The 16,598-nt window shown below is 72.5% G+C and carries 14 protein-coding genes and 1 pseudogene; 6 read left to right on the top strand and 9 right to left on the bottom strand.

Features of this window, described 5'->3' with window-relative positions; all coding sequences use genetic code 11:
- The first annotated feature begins 31 nt into the window (after positions 1-31).
- Positions 32-595: a hypothetical protein gene (locus AB0G63_RS04135; RefSeq protein WP_360743924.1), complete on the top strand. Its 564-nt coding sequence runs from the start codon at positions 32-34 to the stop codon at positions 593-595.
- On the opposite strand, the gene AB0G63_RS04130 is transcribed toward AB0G63_RS04135, so the two are convergent.
- Positions 579-1,103 (bottom strand): DUF2165 domain-containing protein, encoded by a 525-nt coding sequence (locus AB0G63_RS04130; protein ID WP_360743921.1) that lies wholly within the window; start codon positions 1,101-1,103, stop codon positions 579-581. The two genes, AB0G63_RS04135 and AB0G63_RS04130, sit on opposite strands and share 17 nt — an antisense overlap.
- Positions 1,104-1,351: 248 nt before the next feature.
- Here AB0G63_RS04130 and AB0G63_RS04125 point away from each other — a divergent pair, with 248 nt between their 5' ends.
- A complete protein-coding gene (locus tag AB0G63_RS04125) occupies positions 1,352-2,467 on the top strand; it encodes an ADP-ribosylglycohydrolase family protein (RefSeq protein ID WP_360743918.1) in 1,116 nt (371 codons plus the stop codon).
- Positions 2,468-2,559: 92 nt separating this feature from the next.
- Here AB0G63_RS04125 and AB0G63_RS04120 read toward each other — a convergent pair whose 3' ends face one another.
- A complete protein-coding gene (locus AB0G63_RS04120) occupies positions 2,560-4,143 on the bottom strand; it encodes a sodium:solute symporter family protein (RefSeq protein ID WP_360743915.1) in 1,584 nt (527 codons plus the stop codon).
- A 238-nt stretch (positions 4,144-4,381) separates the two neighbouring features.
- Positions 4,382-5,167, bottom strand: coding sequence for an SDR family oxidoreductase (locus tag AB0G63_RS04115; protein ID WP_360743912.1), 786 nt, complete (start codon positions 5,165-5,167; stop codon positions 4,382-4,384).
- Positions 5,168-5,496: 329 nt separating this feature from the next.
- On the opposite strand from AB0G63_RS04115, the gene AB0G63_RS04110 reads away from it, so the two are divergent.
- Together AB0G63_RS04110 and AB0G63_RS04105 are read left to right on the top strand one after the other, a co-directional pair.
- Positions 5,497-5,622 carry a hypothetical protein gene (locus AB0G63_RS04110; protein WP_360743909.1) on the top strand — a complete coding sequence of 42 codons (126 nt, stop codon included), beginning with the start codon at positions 5,497-5,499 and terminating at the stop codon, positions 5,620-5,622.
- 18 nt (positions 5,623-5,640) lie between these two features.
- Positions 5,641-5,814 (top strand): annotated as a pseudogene (locus AB0G63_RS04105) (DUF4276 family protein); the annotation flags it as partial.
- A 234-nt stretch (positions 5,815-6,048) separates the two neighbouring features.
- Here AB0G63_RS04105 and AB0G63_RS04100 read toward each other — a convergent pair.
- From AB0G63_RS04100 to AB0G63_RS04085, 4 genes are all read right to left on the bottom strand, one after another.
- A complete protein-coding gene (locus tag AB0G63_RS04100; RefSeq protein WP_360743906.1) occupies positions 6,049-6,906 on the bottom strand; it encodes a hypothetical protein in 858 nt (285 codons plus the stop codon).
- Between the two features lie 284 nt (positions 6,907-7,190).
- The gene (locus AB0G63_RS04095) at positions 7,191-7,382 is read right to left on the bottom strand and encodes a DUF397 domain-containing protein (RefSeq protein ID WP_360743903.1); all 192 of its coding nucleotides are present in this window, start codon (positions 7,380-7,382) and stop codon (positions 7,191-7,193) included.
- Positions 7,383-7,661: 279 nt separating this feature from the next.
- The gene (locus AB0G63_RS04090) at positions 7,662-8,519 is read right to left on the bottom strand and encodes a helix-turn-helix transcriptional regulator (RefSeq protein WP_360743900.1); all 858 of its coding nucleotides are present in this window, start codon (positions 8,517-8,519) and stop codon (positions 7,662-7,664) included.
- 406 nt (positions 8,520-8,925) lie between these two features.
- Entirely contained in the window at positions 8,926-9,687 is a 762-nt protein-coding gene (locus tag AB0G63_RS04085; protein ID WP_360743897.1) for a GPP34 family phosphoprotein, read from the bottom strand.
- Positions 9,688-9,909: 222 nt separating this feature from the next.
- On the opposite strand from AB0G63_RS04085, the gene AB0G63_RS04080 reads away from it, so the two are divergent.
- Positions 9,910-12,438: a D-alanyl-D-alanine carboxypeptidase gene (locus AB0G63_RS04080; protein WP_360744469.1), complete on the top strand. Its 2,529-nt coding sequence runs from the start codon at positions 9,910-9,912 to the stop codon at positions 12,436-12,438.
- Positions 12,439-12,641: 203 nt separating this feature from the next.
- Positions 12,642-14,498 carry an MFS transporter gene (locus tag AB0G63_RS04075; RefSeq protein WP_360743894.1) on the top strand — a complete coding sequence of 619 codons (1,857 nt, stop codon included), beginning with the start codon at positions 12,642-12,644 and terminating at the stop codon, positions 14,496-14,498.
- A gap of 106 nt (positions 14,499-14,604) precedes the next feature.
- On the opposite strand, the gene AB0G63_RS04070 is transcribed toward AB0G63_RS04075, so the two are convergent.
- Complete coding sequence (locus tag AB0G63_RS04070) at positions 14,605-15,459, bottom strand: MerR family transcriptional regulator (protein ID WP_360744466.1); 855 nt, start codon at positions 15,457-15,459, stop codon at positions 14,605-14,607.
- A gap of 110 nt (positions 15,460-15,569) precedes the next feature.
- Positions 15,570-16,082: a glutathione peroxidase gene (locus AB0G63_RS04065; RefSeq protein WP_360743891.1), complete on the bottom strand. Its 513-nt coding sequence runs from the start codon at positions 16,080-16,082 to the stop codon at positions 15,570-15,572.
- Between the last annotated feature and the right edge of the window lie 516 nt (positions 16,083-16,598).

Raw genomic sequence — 16,598 nt, 5'->3', positions numbered from 1 at the left:
GGGGGATCCGTAGCTGAGGAGATGCGTGCCCGTGCCAGCCCCGAAGGTCTGGGTGACCGGTCTGACGGTGGGAGCGATAGCCGTGGTCGCCGCCCTGACCGTACAGGCGGACCGCGGCGCGCATCCGTCGGCCGCGGCGGACGCACGGCCGTCCGCCTCGGCGTCGGCCAAGGCGCACGCCACCGCCAGGCCCACCGCCTCCGCGGCGCCGGCTGCGGTGCCGGACGGCTCCGGCACCGGCCGCCGGATCGTCTACTCCCTCGGCGACAAGCGGGTCTGGCTGATCGACGCGAGCGACGCGCCGCGCCGCACGTTCGCGGTGTGGCCCGGCACGGTGAGCCCGGCTCCCGGCAGCTATACGGTCGGCGTGCGCACCCGGGGCGTCATCACCGGCTCGGACGGCGTGAAGATCGAGCACATCGTGTACTTCGCCGTGCAGTCCGGCGTCAACATCGCCTTCTCCAACGCGGTGGACGGCTCCTCGCCGCCGCCCGCGTCGGGCGCGCAGACCGGCGGCATCCGGATGCGCACGGCGGACGGCGCGGCCCTGTGGACGTTCGGCTCGGCGGGCACCAGGGTCACGGTCGTCGAGTAGCCTCCCGGCCGCCGGACGGCAGCTGGATCACCAGCAGCACGACCCCGCTGATCAGGAACACCCGCGTCGCGGCCGTCAGCCCGTTCCAGTCCTCCGACTGCCACATCGCGAACCACTCCCCGCCGACCGCGACGAACCCGGCGCCGAAGAGCAGCATCAGCATCAGCAGACCGTAGGTGGAGATCCGCCGCGCGCGGTCGTGGTCCCGGCGCGCCCAGTACCACGTACCGGCGATCAGGGCCGGCGCGGCAGCGGTCTCCCACACGATGATCGCGACGTACACGGCGTCCTGGACCCCGTGGCCGGTGATCGCCCGCCACATCAGGCCGTCGTCCTTGAACGTGGTGTCCATGGCCAGCACGTGCCGCACGAACTGCCGGTTGGTGCCGAAGTCCGTGATGTTGCCGAACGCGACGAGCGCCGTGTAGAGCGCCACCGTCGCGGTGAGGAGAGCGGCGGTGAGGGGGAGCGCCCGTGAGGCGGGGGTTGCGCCAGTGGTTGCGGACATACGGGCCTCCTTCCCGCCCGCGGGGGCCGTCTCCCGTACACATCGAGCCAGAACGGCGCGCGGGCGGCCGCCCTGGGCCGGGCTCGGCGGGCACGAGGGCGGCGCGCGCCGCGGAAGCACCCCGTGATGGGGCCGCCCCGGCCGCTTCCCGCGCAGCGGTGCGCGGACCGTTGCGCGGCCTCAACCGACCGTTCCCGTTCGATTACAGTGCTGAACCGTACGGGCGGGTAACGGGCGGGGAGGTCTTGGTGGGTGCGACAGCCGGCGCCGTCTGGGGCCGTACCGAACAGCAGGACTTCCGCAGCCGGGTGCGCGGGGCGCTGCTCGGGGCGGCGGTCGGCGACGCGCTGGGCTCGCCCGTCGACCGGCTCGGCATCGAGGAGATCCGCGCGGCGCACGGGCCGGACGGCCTCTTCGACCTCGCCCCCGGCTACGGGCGGCGCGGCGCCGTCACCCACCTCACGCAGCTGACCCTGTTCTCCGTCGACGGGCTGATCCGCGCCCAGGTGCGCCGCGACACCGGCGCCTGGCATCCGCCGACCGACCTGCACCGGGCGTACCTGCGCTGGGCGGCCACCCAGCGCGACTGGGGGCCCGACCTGCGCCGCGAGGAGGACGGCTGGCTGGCGCGGGAGGAATGGCTGTACGCGCGCCGGGCACCGACCCGGACTCTGCTGCTCGGGCTCGGCGACGACCGGATGGGCACGCTGGAGGCGCCGAAGAACCCGGACGCGCTGGGGCCGGAGGCGGTCGCCCGTTCCGTGCCCTTCGGGCTGCTCGTGGGCTGGGAGCCGCAACTGGTCGTGCAGCTCGCCGTGGAGTGCGCCGCGCAGACCCACGGCCATCCGACGGCCGTCCTGGCGGCGGGCGCCTACGCCGTGATCGTGCACGGGCTGGCCCGCGGCGACAGCCTCGACGGGGCGGTGCAGCGGGCGCTCGCGCTGCTGTCCGTGCGGCCGGGGCACCAGCCGGTGTCGGACGCGCTGCAGCACGCGCTGGGCGCGGTCCGCCAGGGCATGCCCGCGCCGGCGCGGGTGGCCGGGCTGGCCGCGGACGGCACGGCGGACGGGGTGCTGGCCGCCTCCGTGTACTGCGCGCTGGTCGGGGAGGACGTCCGGCACGGCCTGTGCCTGGCGGTCAACCACGACGGCCCCTCCGGGGCGACCGGCGCCATGACCGGCGGCCTGCTGGGCGCCCTGCACGGCGAGACGGCCCTCCCGCCGGCCTGGCTGGCCGAGCTGGAGGGCCGTCCCACGATCCTGGAGCTGGCGGACGACTTCGCCATGGAGATGACCCAGGGCCCCGCCCTGCACGGCCCGGCCGGCTCGTCCCCCGGTTGGCTGACCCGGTATCCGCGGGCGTAGGCCCCGGGCCGCCTGCGCCCGGGCCGCCTGCCCCTGGACCGTTGGCCAGCCGACCCGCCTGCCCCAGACCCGCCGGCCCTTCGGCCCTCGGATCAGTCCTTCACCGCCGTCCTGCTCACCGCGTCCTCGCCCTCGCCCTCGCCCACCGGCGCCGGTACGGCGGCCGCGGTGGCCGCGTCCCCGTCCGAGTTGACGCGGTCGATGATCGCGAGCCGGGCCGGGGTGTCCTCCGGCTTCAGGTAGCCGATGAGGATGTAGAGGACCAGGGAGACCGCGAGCGGCACCGAGACCTGGTACTGGAGCGGCACGCCGCCGTCGACGTTCCAGTTGATCGGGTAGTTGACCAGCCAGAACGCGAGCAGGCCCAGCGCCCAGCTGGTGAGCGCCGCCGTCGGGCCGGAGCGCCGGAAGGGCCGCAGCAGGCCGAGCATCATCGGGATGGCCATGGGGCCCATCAGGCCCGCGACCCACTTGATGACGACGGTGATGATGTCCTTGAACGTCGGCGAGTTGACCTGCGTGGCCGCCGCCATCGACAGTCCGAGGAAGACGACCGTGGCCACGCGGGCCGCGATCAGGCCCGACCGCTCGCTCCACTGCCGGGCCCTGGCCGACAGCACGGGCGCGCAGTCCCGGGTGAAGACGGCCGCGATCGCGTTGGCGTCGGAGGAGCACATGGCCATGGTGTGCGAGAAGAAGCCGACGATGACCAGGCCCAGCAGCCCGTGCGGCAGCAGCTGTTCGGTCATCAGGCCGTAGGAGTCGGAGCCGTCCGGCTTCTGCGCCTGCACCAGCAGCGGCGACATCCACATCGGGAAGAACAGCACGACCGGCCAGACCAGCCACAGCACCGCCGACAGCCGCGCCGACCGCTCGGCCTCGCGTGCGCTGCCCGTCGCCATGTAGCGCTGGGCCTGGTTGAGCATGCCGCCGTTGTACTCGAAGAGCTTGATGAACAGGAAGGCCAGCAGGAACACCGTGCCGTACGGGCCGACCAGCGGCTTTCCGTGCCCGTGCAGGGCGGGTTCGTCCCAGGCGCCGAGGAAGCCGATGCCCTTGTCGTTCAGCTTCAGCACGACCGCGACGAACATCGAGATGCCGGCCAGCAACTGGATGACGAACTGGCCCAGTTCGGTCAGCGCGTCCGCCCACAGGCCGCCGATCGTGCAGTACACGGCCGTGATCGCGCCCGTGATGAGGATGCCCTGGTTCAGGCTGATGCCGGTGAAGACCGACAGCAGCGTCGCGATGGCCGCCCATTTCGCGCCCACGTCCACGATCTTCAGCAGCATCCCGGACCAGGCCAGCGCCTGCTGCGTCTTGAGGTCGTAGCGGTTCTTCAGGTACTCCAGCGGCGAGGCGACGTGCAGCCGCGAGCGCAGCCGGTTGATCCGGGGCGCGAACAGTTTCGAGCCGATGGCGATGCCCAGCGCGATCGGGAAGGACCACGTCACGAAGGACGTCACGCCGTAGGTGTAGGCGATGCCCGCGTAGCCGGTGAACATCACCGCGCTGTAGCCCGACATGTGGTGCGAGATGCCGGACAGCCACCACGGCATCTTCCCGCCCGCGGTGAAGAAGTCGCCGACGCTGTCCACGCGTTTGTGCGACCAGACGCCGATGGCCACCATCACGCCGAAGTAGCCGATGAGCACGGCCCAGTCGAGACTGTTCATGTGCCCCCTTCCAGGGTCCGCCTTGTGAACTCCGCTCAGCTGGTTGGCACTTCGCCTGAGCGGGGTAGGGGCGTGGCAGGCCGTGAGAGGCCGCGAAGTGCCCGCTCATCGTGGGTTCGGTCACGCGGACACGACAAGCGAGTGGAAGGTCAAGAGCAGGCAAAAATGTTCTGCGACCTGACCTGGGTTCACCTATATGAACAATCGATCTTGGCTGGATCCTGACTGGGGAGGCTCCTCAGCGCATCAGCTCCCCGGCGTTGACGAGCAACGACTGCCCGGTGATCGCCCGTGCCCGGTCGGAGGCCAGGAACACGGCCGCGTCCGCCACGTCCCCGTCCGTCGCGAGGTCGGGCAGCGCCGTCCGCTCCGTCAGCCGGGCCAGCACCTCGTCGTCCGGCACCCCTTCGGCCCGCGCCGTCGACCGCACGAACGCCCGCACCGGCGGCCCCCACATCCAGCCCGGCAGCACGGTGTTGACCCGGATCCGGTACGGGCCGAGTTCGCGGGCGAGCGAGTACATCGCGCTCGTCAGCGCGCCCTTCGAGGCCGCGTACGCCGCCTGCCGCACCTGCGTCGGCGCGGCCACCGACGACTGCGTCCCGATGAACACCACCGAGCCGCCGCGCTCCTTCAGGGCCGGCAGGCACGCCCGCGTCATCCGCAGCGTCCCCAGCAGGTTCACGTCCAGGACGGCCTGCCAGGCCGCGAAGTCCGCGTCCTCCAGCCCGCCGAAGTGCCGGTCGAGGGCGGCCACGTGCACGACCGCGTCGATCCGGCCGAACCGCGCCCGCGCGAGCGCCGCCAGCGCCGCGCACTGCGCCTCGTCGGTGATGTCGGCCGCCCGGTACGCCGTGTGCGCCCCGCCCGGATCCGCCTCCGCGGCGCTCTCGGCGAGGTTCGCCTCCGTCCGCGCGCCGAGCACGGCGTTCCCGCCGTCGCGCACCACCGCCGCCGCGACCTGGCGGCCGAGTCCGGCGCCGACTCCCGACACGACGACGGTCTTGCCCGCGAGCAGTGACATCCGGTGCCTCCCGGGGTCTGGCTCTCATCTGACGGAGCGTCAGAGTAGGCGGGCCGGCAGGAGGACGGAAGGGGAGCGCCATGGCCGAGGACGCCCGCAGCGACGTGTACGCCGAACCGGCCGCTGCGCGTCGACGGACGCCTGCTTCCGGGCCGGCGGCTACTGGCGGGCGGTCGGGGTCTCCATGGGGCCGGCCTCGTTCAAGTGCGCCCCTCAACTGTCCGAGTACGCCGCTCAGCATGCCGGTGATCCGGCATCATGACCTTCATGGCGGACGAAATGGACCTGCGGGCGGCAACGGCGGCATTCGACCGGAGCGGCGCGCCGGAGTGCACCGCATCCTCGGCGGCCTCGTCGACGCCGGCGCCGGACGCCCCGCGCTGATGCCGCCCCAGGACCTCGCCGCTGCGCTCGCGACCGAGTTCACCGGCGGCACCCCGGGCCCCGATGCCTGACCGCACCGAAGTCCCGTTCTGCGCTCCCATGTCGACGCGGCGGGCGGCCCGGAACGCGTCGACGACGGTCCCGACACAGCGCCGTCCAAGCGGATCCTGAGAGCCCATCCCGCCTACCGCGAGGTCGTGGACGGCCGCGATGCCATCGGGCTTCCCGGCCTGGACGCCTTGCGCGTCACCTGTCCCCACCTCGACGCCTGGTCGAAGCGTCCGGAATCCGGATCCGGCACGAGAGACGGCTCCGCCCGACAGCCGGCACAGGCTGGTGCGCATCCGGCCCGGGTACGCGGGGGGTGCAATGCCGCGAGCGCGAAGGCGCTGTGCCGTGGCGTCACGGAAGCCGGGGAACCCGCGGACCGCGCCGAGCGCACCGCGAGGGTCCTGCCCGAGGCTGTCACCCGGTTCGCCAGGAGGCTGCCGGGCGGCTCACCGCAGCTCGTCCACGTACCGGTCCGTCCCGGGCACCGTGGGGATGAACGGTGCGACGAGCTGTACATCGCCCAGCCCCGAAGCGGCCACTGCCGTATCCAGGTCCGCGAAGTGCTCGCGCCAGGCGTCGCGGGGGTCGTGCTGGAGGAACCACAGCAGGGTCAGCCGGGTTCCGATCCCCTCGACCTGTTTGACGTAGGTCATGCGGTCCAGGGGCAGGGGCGTCGGCGTGAAGATCGTCACCATGGCCGCAGGAGAGCCCGCCAGCCGTCTCGGAAGGTGGTCGTCACGAAGCCACGCGAGCAGGTCCCCGCGCCTGGCGGGGGAGGCGGCGTCGATGACCTGGACGACGAGCCCGGCGTAGGGGTGGTCGAGGGCGTGGATGTCACGCGGGCCCTCATCACCGTCGCGGTAGACGGTCGTCGCGTGGTCCTGGAAGGCCGTGAAGACATGCGTGCGGTCCTGGAAGACGCGGTGGTCGCGGTTGAGGCGCTTGTTGATGCCGACGGTCCACCGCATGTGGTCGGCGTAGCGTCCGGCGGTCATCCAGTAGACGGACATGTAGCACCCGGCCGTCACCGGCTGCGCGACGGCGGAGGTTTCGGGGTAGCGCAGGAGCTGCAGGTCCCGCGTGGCGACCCAGCGACGCCCGGCGTACATCCACGGCATGGCCATCGCGCCGGCGATGAAGTGGTCATCTTCGTACCAGCGATTGTATTCGCGCTCCCGGCCGGGGTGCGGCTCGACCATGGTGATGAGCGCATGCCCGAGGTCGGCTCCGTAAGGGCCGACGGCTGCCAGTTCGGCGTACAGGCGGCTGTGGGCCTCGTCTGCGTGCGTCGTGTCGTCTGCCATGGGTCCGGTTTAGCTGACGGACCATCAGATCGGGAAGGGGGGGGGGGGGGGGGTGCGACCTGGTGGCGCCGTTCGTTCCGACGGTGCCGGGGACGGACACGTACGTCGACCGGCTGCGCTGAGGACCGTCAGGAGGGCCCGGAGGCTTTCCGGTCACAAGCGGAGCCCCCTCGGCAAGGACGGCGAACTGGTCGAGAGGGCTCTTTCACGTGCCGCTTGTGGTGCTTGTGGTGCTTGTGAAGTTGTGGTCGGTGAGTCGGCGGAGGATCAGAAAGATCCTCCCCCTACGCCTTGATCGAAGTGACGAAGGCGTTCCACACCTCGGCCGGGAAGCCCAGGACGGGGCCGTCGGGAATCTTGGAATCCCGCACGGCCATCGCCGCGAGAACCGGTGACTTGATCTCGACGCATGCGCCGTTTCCCGTGGAGTACGAGGACTTGGTCCACGTGTCCGTGGCGCCCTGTCGAATTGCCATTTCTGCTCCGCAGTGCCAGTTGTTGAGTTGCTGTCACCGCGCGACGTGTCCATCGGTGGACCACCGCGGACCACCGCGCGGTTTGCGCCAACCTCATTGCTCGGTCGGTGTGATCGACGCTACTCGCCCATTCCGGCATCCGAGGAGACTATTCACTCGACTGGATGGCATATTCCAGGTGGTCTTCCGGCATGACCCGGAAACGGTGTACTGTGCTGCGCCTTTCGTCCAGGACGGGTTCAGCGCGGCGCAGCGGGGCTCAGCGGGCTTCCGTGCTTTTCAGCGGGCGTACTCCTTCGCGATGTCCGCGATGAACTGACGCGACTGGTCCGGGTTCAGGGCCTGCGCCCTGAGGTGCTCGTACATCACGCTGTACTTCTGGACGTCGTTCGCCTTCTCCAGGTAAAGGTCGCTGGTGACGCCCTCGATGTAGACGACGCTGGAGTCGGCCGCGTCGGGGAACTCCAGGATCGCGTACTGGCCGTTCAGGCCCGGGTGGGCGCCCATCTCGAAGGGGATGACCTGCACGGTGACGTGCGGCAGCTGGGACTGCTCGACGAGGTGCTCCAACTGGTCCCGCATCAGCGAGCGGTTGCCGACCACCCGGCGCAGCGCGGCCTCGTCCATCACCGTCCACAGCCGCAACGGGTTCTCCGGGGCGGTGATGCGGTCCTGCCGGCGCATCCGCACCTGCACACGCTTGTCGATGTCGGCGGCCGCCGTCTCCGGCAGCGCGCCCGCGATCAGCGACTCGGCGTACTGCCGGGTCTGCAACAGGCCGGGGACGACCTGGGGGTCGTACACCCGCAGACTGGCCGCGTCGGTCTCCAGGCCGATGTAGACGCTGTAGGGAATGTCCCCGAAGGAGTGCCACCAGCCCTGCTGGCGGGAGTCCTTGGCCATCTGCATCAGCGAGTCGACGATCCGGTGGTCCTCGACCTCGTAGACCCCGCACAGGTCGCGGACGTCGCGCTGGCTGATGCTGCGCCGCCCGTTCTCCAGCCGGCTGATCTTCGACTGCGACACCAGCAGCCGCTCCGCCACCTCCTCGGCCGTCATGCCCTTGAGCTCGCGGAGCCGGCGCAACTCCTGGCCCAGCCGGCGTCGCCGGACGGTGGGATTGACATTGGACGCCACGGACGTGCACCTCCGGCTGCGTGCTTCGACTAGCCACTTTGCGTATCTGCTGTTGAGCAGACTGCCACCAAGGTGCTTTCTACCGCTGGCGAACCGCGGATATGCGCAGGACGCACGCCAGTTCGCGGCGCGCGCCTGGCAATTGCGCGCGGCCGGGCCGCGATGACGGCCGGGATGACGGCCGCGCGGGGCCGCGGAACCGTGGCGCCGCCGTCCGGGCGGACGGACGGCGCACGGTCCCGCGGCCCCGCGCGAACCAGCGGCTCCCGGACCGGGTCTGGGGACTCAGGTGCGGCTGTGGGGCACGCGAGTGCTGCGGCGGTGCGAGGGGTCGTGCGTGGGTCGTGCTGGGCGGTGCGTGGTTCGTACGGTGGTGCGGTGCGTGTGCCCGGTGAGGGGCCGCGGCTCAGTGCGCCACGACGCGCGCCATGGAACCGTGGCGCGGCTGCATCGGCACACCGCGGGCGGGTTCCGGCGCGGCCCTGACGGGACCGGCTGGCGGCCGGCCGGCCGGGGCCGGGGCCGGGCTGCGGCGCGGCTGGGCGGCCACGCCGTTCTGGACGTCCATCACGGCGTGCGCCACGAGTCCGCCCATGGGGTCGTGCCGGATCAGGTCCCTGAGCCGGGAGCGAGAGGAGCGTCCCTCGTTCCCCGGGTACAGGTGCTTGCCGAGGCCGACCGCGTGGGCCAGTGCGGCGAGCGCCGCGGTCCGCGGGTCCGGCGGCACGCCGGTGCGGATCGCGGAATCCAGCCGGGCTCTGATCTCCCGGCTGATCTCGTTGTCCGTCGCCTGGTAGCGAGTCGTCGGCAGCACCCCGCACATCTGTCCCGGCACGGCGGCGACCATGCCGCACCGCTCCAGATGCGAGAGGTAGACCTGGCGGAGCCCGAGACGCGGCCCGCCGATCCAGTGGACGGCACGCACCGGAGCGCCGCGCCTGCGCAGCAACTCCAACGCGGAGTCCAGTGTTGGATCTCCTGTCGGCCGTGGCACCACCACGGCGATACGATCCCCGTCTGGGGCTATCCGTCCGGCCAGCGCCAGCTCCACTAGCTGTGCTCCGGCCAGACCGAGGTCGAGCGACTGCGGCTGTGCAGTGGTACCCGTGGCCGGGTCCAGTGCCAGCAGCAGAAGCTCCTCCGGAAGTGTTCTGCGGCTCCTGCCCATCCATGCCTCCCCGCGTGGATGAATGACAGGGTGACCCCTCTCACATTGGTCTGTCGAGGGTGCGTGACCTCTTTGTAAGGGAACCGGCAGGTATGTCGTTCTCGTCTACCACGGGGGCCAAGCCCGCACACAGGACACTGGTACATGGTTCGGACAGCGCGTGGGAGCGGTGTTCCGGGCGGCGGTTCACGGTTCGGCAGCAGCACGCGGGGCGTGCGGCAGATGGAGGAGGCATCGGTGGCGGGCGAGTCCCCCGACAGGTCGAAGCAGCGCGAGTCGTCGGCAGAACCGACGTCGGGGAGCGCGGTTCCGGTTCCCGAAGCCAGGTCGGGGGAGCACGCCGAGCGTGACCCGCGGCTGGCCGTCTCCCGCGACAGGGAGACACCGTCCGGGCCTCGCGGCGGCGTGGACACGGCGACCCGGGTGTTCCCGGTACGGGACGTGGCGACAGACGCCGAGGACGCCGTGAACGCCGAGGACGCCGAGGACGAGGACGCCGGGGCGACCGACGGGACCGAGAGGACCGACGAGACCGCGGAGCCGGCCCAGGACGGAGCGGGCTCCCGTGGCGGCGCGGACACGGCGACCCGGGTGTTCTCGGTACCGGCCCGGGACCGTGCCGTGGACGCCGTGGACGCCGTGGAGACCGGGGCGGACGAGGGCGGCGACGACCGCGCCGACGCTGACGCCGAATCCGACGCGGCCGACGGCCGTACGGGAGGCGACGCGGGACTGCTGGCGGCCTGGGTCCGGCCGGGGGGCTCCGGAAGCGCCCAGGACGCCTCAGGCGCCTCGGACGCCTCGGACCGCGCGGAAGACGCCTCCACGGCCCCTGAAGACGCCCCCACGACCGCTGAGGACCGTGCCCAGGCCCCGGAGCCGGAATCCGACGCGAAGGCGGACGCCGACGACGTCACGGATGCCGCCACGGACGCGGACGAGGCGGCGGACGCCGACGCCCGGGACGACGAGTCCGCGGTGACCGACGCTTCCGAGTCCGTCACCGCCGACGACGACGAGCCGGACGGTCCGCAGGCCGACGGCGAAGCACCGGCACCCGCCGATTCCTCCGCCCCCGCCGCCGACGATGCCAAGAACGACGCCAAGAACGGCGGCGAGGGCGAGGGCAAGGCCTCCGCCGAGCCCGTGGACCAGCCGACCGCCGTCTTCAAGCGCCCCAAGTTCCAGGTCGACCAGCCCACCACCATGCTCAAGCTGGGCGGCGCCGCCAAGGCCGCCCCGGCCGGGACCCCGGAGCCCCCCAAGGCCCCCAAGGCCCCCAAGGCCCCCGAGGGCCCGGAGACCCCCCGGCCCAGGGCCCCCCAGGGCGGCGACCCCGAGCGCACCAGCAGGTTCGTCGCGCTCAAACCCCTCGACGACCCCGCGACGAGGAAGCCGTCGTCCCCGGCGGACGCCACCGCGTTCGTCCCCCAGGTCGGCCCCGAGCGCACCACCCAGCAGCCGCTGCCGCCGAAGCCCCCGCTCGACCTGCTCGCGGAGCTGACGAACACCCCGCCGCCCCCGCAGACCCCGGTCCGCACGGTCGTGCGCCGGGTCAAGATCTGGACTCCGCTGGTCCTGCTCCTGGCGATCATCTTTGCGATCGTGCAGGCCGTACGCCCGCTGCCGACGCCCACCCTCACCCTGACCGCCGAGGAGTCGTACACCTTCGACGGAGACAAGGCCGACATCCCCTGGCCGGCCGGCGGTCAGGGCGCGCTCGACGTACAGGGAATCGGATCGTTCGGTTCGTCGGGCCGGCAGAAGCCCGTACCCATTGCGAGCGTCGCCAAGGTCATGACGGCGTACCTGATCCTTCGCGACCATCCGCTCAAGAGCGGTGACGGCGAGAAGATCAAGGTGGACCAGACGGCCGAGGAGCAGGCCACCGCTGACGGCGAGTCGACGGTCGAGGTGAAGGCGAACGACACCATCACCGAGAGGGAGGCCCTGGAGGGCGTACTCCTCGCGTCCGCCAACAACGTCGCGCGCCTCCTGGCCCGCTGGGACGCAGGCTCGGAGAAGGCGTTCGTGAGCAAGATGAACGCCGCCGCCAAGGACCTCGGCATGACCAACACGACGTACACCGACCCGTCCGGCCTGCAGAAGACGACGGTGTCCACGGCCGTGGACCAGGTGAAGCTGGCGAAGGCCGCGATGAAGGAGGCGTCCTTCCGGGAGATCGCCAGGATGATGGAGTACACCGACTACAAGGGCACCAAGCACAGCAACTGGAACCGTCTGGTCGGCTACAACAACGTCATCGGCATCAAGACCGGCACCACCACGGCGGCCGGCGGCAACCTCGTCTTCGCCGCGGTCAAGCAGGTCGGCGGTGAGACCCGGACCATCGTCGGTGCCGTCCTCAGCCAAGGGCCCGGTGGCGCGGACAACACGATCCTCAGCGGCGCTCTCGACGCCGGCGACAAACTGATCAGGGCCGCGCAGGGTGCGCTGAAGTCGGCCACGATCCTGAAGGAGGGAGACGTCGTCGGGTACGTGGACGACGGTCTCGGTGGCCACACGCCGGTCGTCATCACCAAGGACGTCACCGCGGTCGGCTGGTCCGGCCTGAAGGTGAAGCTGTCCTTCGCCGCCGACGACCTGCCGCGCACCGCGAAGGCCGGCACCAAGGTGGGCACGCTCACCGTGGGCGACGGCGGAACGGCCGGCGCGGTCAAGGTCCCGGTCGCCCTGCAGAAGGACCTCGCCGAACCGGGCTTCACGGACAAGCTGACCCGCGTCAGCTGAAACGAGCCGTAGCCGCACGTCCGCGCCCCGTCGGCGCGCGCCCGCCCGGGCGCCTGCCGGCGGGGCGCGTGCTAGCGTCACGAGACGGGGCAGGCCGCCGCCGGCGGGGCGCGGCCGGGAGACCCCCGGGACCGCGGCCGAACGGGCGGGCAACGGCACGCGCCCCGGAACACAGGACGGGACACCACGGGGAGTGCCTTCAGGTGGCCACTGCGGAGCCGACACGCGCCGACGACGCCGATCAGGGACCGGGGACCGGCCCGCGAATACGCGTACCCGCGCCGCGCGCCGACGCGCCCGGTGACGACCGCCGCCAGGACGACACGGGCCGGCTGAAGCGCGCCGTCCTCGTCCTGCGCGAGCATGTCCTGCGTCACCCGGCGCTGTCGTTCACCGCCCTGTCGGGCGTCCTCCACGTCGTCTGGTTCTTCACGTTCGCGAACAGCGGCGGTGATCTGGCGGCGCAGGACGCGTGGGCGGAGTTCGTCGGCCGGCACCCCGACTCGGCGTACAACCTGGCCTGGTACGGCGGCATGCACCCGGTGTCCTACAGCGTGGTCTCGCCGTATCTGATGTCGGTCCTCGGCGTGCGGACGACGATGATGATCGCGGGGACGGTGTCCGCCGGGCTGCTCACGATGATCCTCATCCGCAGCAGGTCCGTCCGCAACCCGCTGTGGGCGTCGCTGGCGGGCGTCTTCGCGTTCCTGTGCAACGCCGCCTCCGGACGCGTGACCTTCGGACTGGGCACGGTGTTCGCGCTGGGCGCGGTCGCCGTCGTGCACTGCTGGCCCCACCGCTGGCGCTACGCGCGTTGGGCGAAGGCCCTGTGCGCGGCGCCGCTGGCCGCCCTGGCCACGATGTCGTCGCCGGTGGCGGGCCTGTTCGTGGGGCTGGTGGCCGTCGCGCTGTTCCTGCAGAAACGCCGCCCCGGCGCGTGGGCGCTCGGCCTGGCCCCCGCCGCCGTGGTGGCCGTGTCGGCGTGGCTGTTCCCCTTCTCCGGAACCCAGCCGATGACCTTCGGCTCGGTCATCCTGCCGCTGGCGTACTCGATCCTCGTCTTCGCCCTGGTCCCCAGGGAGTGGACGACGGTCCGCCTGACGGCCGCGGTGTACGGCCTCGCCGTCGTCGGAGTCTGGCTGGTCAGCTCGCAGATCGGCTCCAACATCACCCGGCTGGCGATGCTGTTCGCGGGCGTGGTGCTGGTGGCGGCCCTGCCCTTCCACGCCCCCCGCTCGCGCACCTGGTACCTGACCGTGCTGGCCGCCTGCGGCTTCGTCTTCTGGATCGGCTTCAAGTCGGTCGACGACGTCGTCCACACCACCCCCACCGCCTCCTGGGCCCGCGAACTGGCCCCGCTGGTGAACGAGCTGCAGAAGGTCGGCGCCGAGAAGGGCCGCGTCGAGGTGGTCCCCGCCCGTTCCCACCGCGAGGCCTCCGCGCTCGCCCCCTACGTCAACCTGGCCCGCGGCTGGAACCGCCAGGCCGACATGGAGCGCAACCCCCTCTTCTACGACGACACCCTCAACTCGGCCAACTACCACGAGTGGCTCCAGCGCTGGGCCGTCCACTTCGTCGTCCTGCCCAAGGACGAGCCCGACGGCGACGGCGGCGAACGCGAGCGCGAACTCGTCCAGCGGGGCATGCCGTACCTGAAGCAGATCTGGGGCGACGCCAACTGGCAGCTGTTCCGCGTCACCGACCCCACCCCGCTCGCCGACCCGCCCGCCACCGTCGACCGCGCCGACCAGGGCGAGCTGACCATCGAGGTCGAGCAGCCCGGCCGGGTCCTCATCCGCGTCCCCTACTCCCCGTGGCTCGGCCTGGTCGACGCCGAAGGCAAGGGCGTCAAGCCCCCGCAGGAGACGGACGCCTCCAAACACCGCGCCGACGGCACGCCGAAGACGTACGACAATGTCAACGGCTGCCTGATGCAGACCGAGGAGGACGACAAGGGCGACAAGTGGACGATCCTGGTCGCCCCGAAGGCCGGCACCTACCGGCTGGGCGCCCCCTACCAGCTGCCGCGGGGGACGCCCTGCCCGGACGAACTCAAGTGAGGGCCGCGGACTCGTGAGGAGTCAGGGCCCGGACTCGTGAGGAGTGAGGGCCCCGGACTCGTGAAAAATCAGGCCCCGGACTGGTGAGGAGTCAGGGCCGCGGGCCTCACCGCACCGGGAACGCCACGTCGCACACCGGGTCCTGGGGTCCCGCGGCGGCCCAGTCCGCGAAGTACACCTCGCGGCTGGGACCGGCCTGCTCCAGCCCCCGCCCGGCGATCCACTGTTCCACCGCCTCGAACGCGGCGAGGATCTGCGGATACGCCACCTGGGCCTTCACGAGGCGGGTGTACGCCATCCGCCGGGCCGGCTCCACGCGCACCCGTGTCTGCCAGGCCCGCCCGTGCGCCTCGGCCCACGCCCGCGCCGCCGCCTCGTCGGCGACCGGCACGCAGGACTCGACCGGGCCGTCGCTCTCCGTCGACACCTCCGCGTGGAACAGCACGAACGGCGCCCCCGTCACGCCACCGCACTCCCGCGCCGCCGCCTCCAGCCGCCCCAGCGACGCGCCGATCCACGTCGGCAGCTCGTCCGCCAGCGTGTGCCGCGTCTCGGTGATCACCACCTGCTGGGGCAGTTCCACCGTCTCGACCTCGAACTTCCCGTACATCTCGGAGCTCCTCCCCGACAGTCGTCCACGGAGGTACTCGGCGAGCGTGCGCTGCGCGGCGATCCGCGTCTCGACGCCGGCCCAGTAGGAGGCGAGCAGCTCGCCCGCCCGCTCCCCGTCGGCCGCGATCACCTCGGCGATCCGGGCGAGCGGCATGTCCAGCTGCCGCAGCAGCGCCACCAGCCGGGCGCGTTCCGCCTGGCCGGCGCGGTAGTAGCGGTAGCCGCTGGCCTCGTCGACGTGCGCGGGCGTCAGCAGCCCGAGCCGGTCGTACAGCCGCAGCGCCTTCGCCGACAGCCGGGCCCGCGCCGCGAACGCGCCGATGGTGAGCAGCGGGCCGCCGTCGTCCACCTGAGCTTCGGCCTCGGACTCCGACCGGGCATCCACCTGAGCGTCCTCCGTCACCGGGCGGTCCGTCCCGCCCGGTGACCGAGACGCTCGGCCCTGCCCCAGGGACAAGGTCAACCGGCCAGCTGGGCCTCGATCGCCGTGACGACCTCCGCCGCGTCCGGCTCGGTGCGCGGCGAGAAGCGGGCGACGACCTCGCCGTCCCGGCCGATCAGGAACTTCTCGAAGTTCCAGCGGATGTCGCCGGTGTGCCCCTCGGCGTCGGCGAAGCCGACCAGGCGGTCGTACAGCGCGTGCCGGCCCTCGCCGTTGACCTCGACCTTCTCCGTCATCGGGAAGGTCACGCCGTAGGTGGCGGAGCAGAACTCGGCGATCTCGTCGGCGCTGCCGGGCTCCTGGCCCATGAACTGGTTGCACGGCACGCCGAGGACGGTGAAGCCCTGGCCGGCGTAGCGCTCGTGGAGGCGCTCCAGCCCGCCGTACTGCGGGGTCAGCCCGCACTTGGAGGCCACGTTCACGACGAGCACCACCTGGCCCTTGTACCGGGACAGGTCCGCGCTGCCGCCCTGGAGGGCGCCGATCTCCACGTCGAGGGGAGCGGCGCCGTTGCTGTCTGCAGTCGTCATGAGGGGAGCCTAACCTCAGTCCGCCTCGGCCCGCCTCGGCCCGGCCCGCCTCGGCCCGGCTCGGCCCGGCCCGCCTCGGCCCGGCTCGGCCCGGCCCGGCTCGGCCCGGCTCGGCCCGGCTCGGCCCGGCCCGGCTCGGCCCGGCTCGGCTCGGCCCGGCTCGGCCCGGCTCGGCCCGGCCCGGCTCGGCCCGGCTCGGCCCGGCCCGGCTCGGCCCGGCTCGGCCCGGCTCGGCCCGGCTCGGCCCGGCTCGGCCCGGCTCGGCCCGGCTCGGCTCGGCCCGGCTCGGCCCGGCTCGGCCCGGCTCGGCCCGGCTCGGCCCGGCTCGGCCCGGCCCGGCTCGGCCCGGCCCGGCTCGGCCCGGCCCGGCCCGGCCCGGCCCGGCTCGGCCCGCCTCGGCCCGGCCCGGCTCGGCCCGGCCCGGCCGGCAGATCCGCCGGACAGGCCCTGCGACGCTCGCGGTCACACGGGGTCCTCGACGAGGTCGGCCGGGCCGACGGTGGCGGGGGAGGCGTG

Origin of the sequence: Streptomyces sp. NPDC020996, from assembly GCF_040641355.1 — a bacterium.
In the GTDB taxonomy this organism is placed as follows: Bacteria; Actinomycetota; Actinomycetes; order Streptomycetales; family Streptomycetaceae; genus Streptomyces.
Note: the sequence above shows the minus strand (reverse complement) of the source record. Positions and strands in the feature narration are given on the sequence as shown.

Bases quoted from the DNA above. Each gene is read 5' to 3' on its own strand.
- AB0G63_RS04130 (WP_360743921.1), bottom strand. From the start codon at position 1,103: ATGTCCGCAACCACTGGCGCAACCCCCGCCTCACGGGCGCTCCCCCTC.
- AB0G63_RS04120 (WP_360743915.1), bottom strand. From the start codon at position 4,143: ATGAACAGTCTCGACTGGGCCGTGCTCATCGGCTACTTCGGCGTGATG.
- AB0G63_RS04115 (WP_360743912.1), bottom strand. From the start codon at position 5,167: ATGTCACTGCTCGCGGGCAAGACCGTCGTCGTGTCGGGAGTCGGCGCC.
- AB0G63_RS04100 (WP_360743906.1), bottom strand. From the start codon at position 6,906: ATGGCAGACGACACGACGCACGCAGACGAGGCCCACAGCCGCCTGTAC.
- AB0G63_RS04095 (WP_360743903.1), bottom strand. From the start codon at position 7,382: ATGGCAATTCGACAGGGCGCCACGGACACGTGGACCAAGTCCTCGTAC.
- AB0G63_RS04085 (WP_360743897.1), bottom strand. From the start codon at position 9,687: ATGGGCAGGAGCCGCAGAACACTTCCGGAGGAGCTTCTGCTGCTGGCA.
- AB0G63_RS04080 (WP_360744469.1), top strand. From the start codon at position 9,910: ATGGAGGAGGCATCGGTGGCGGGCGAGTCCCCCGACAGGTCGAAGCAG.
- AB0G63_RS04065 (WP_360743891.1), bottom strand. From the start codon at position 16,082: ATGACGACTGCAGACAGCAACGGCGCCGCTCCCCTCGACGTGGAGATC.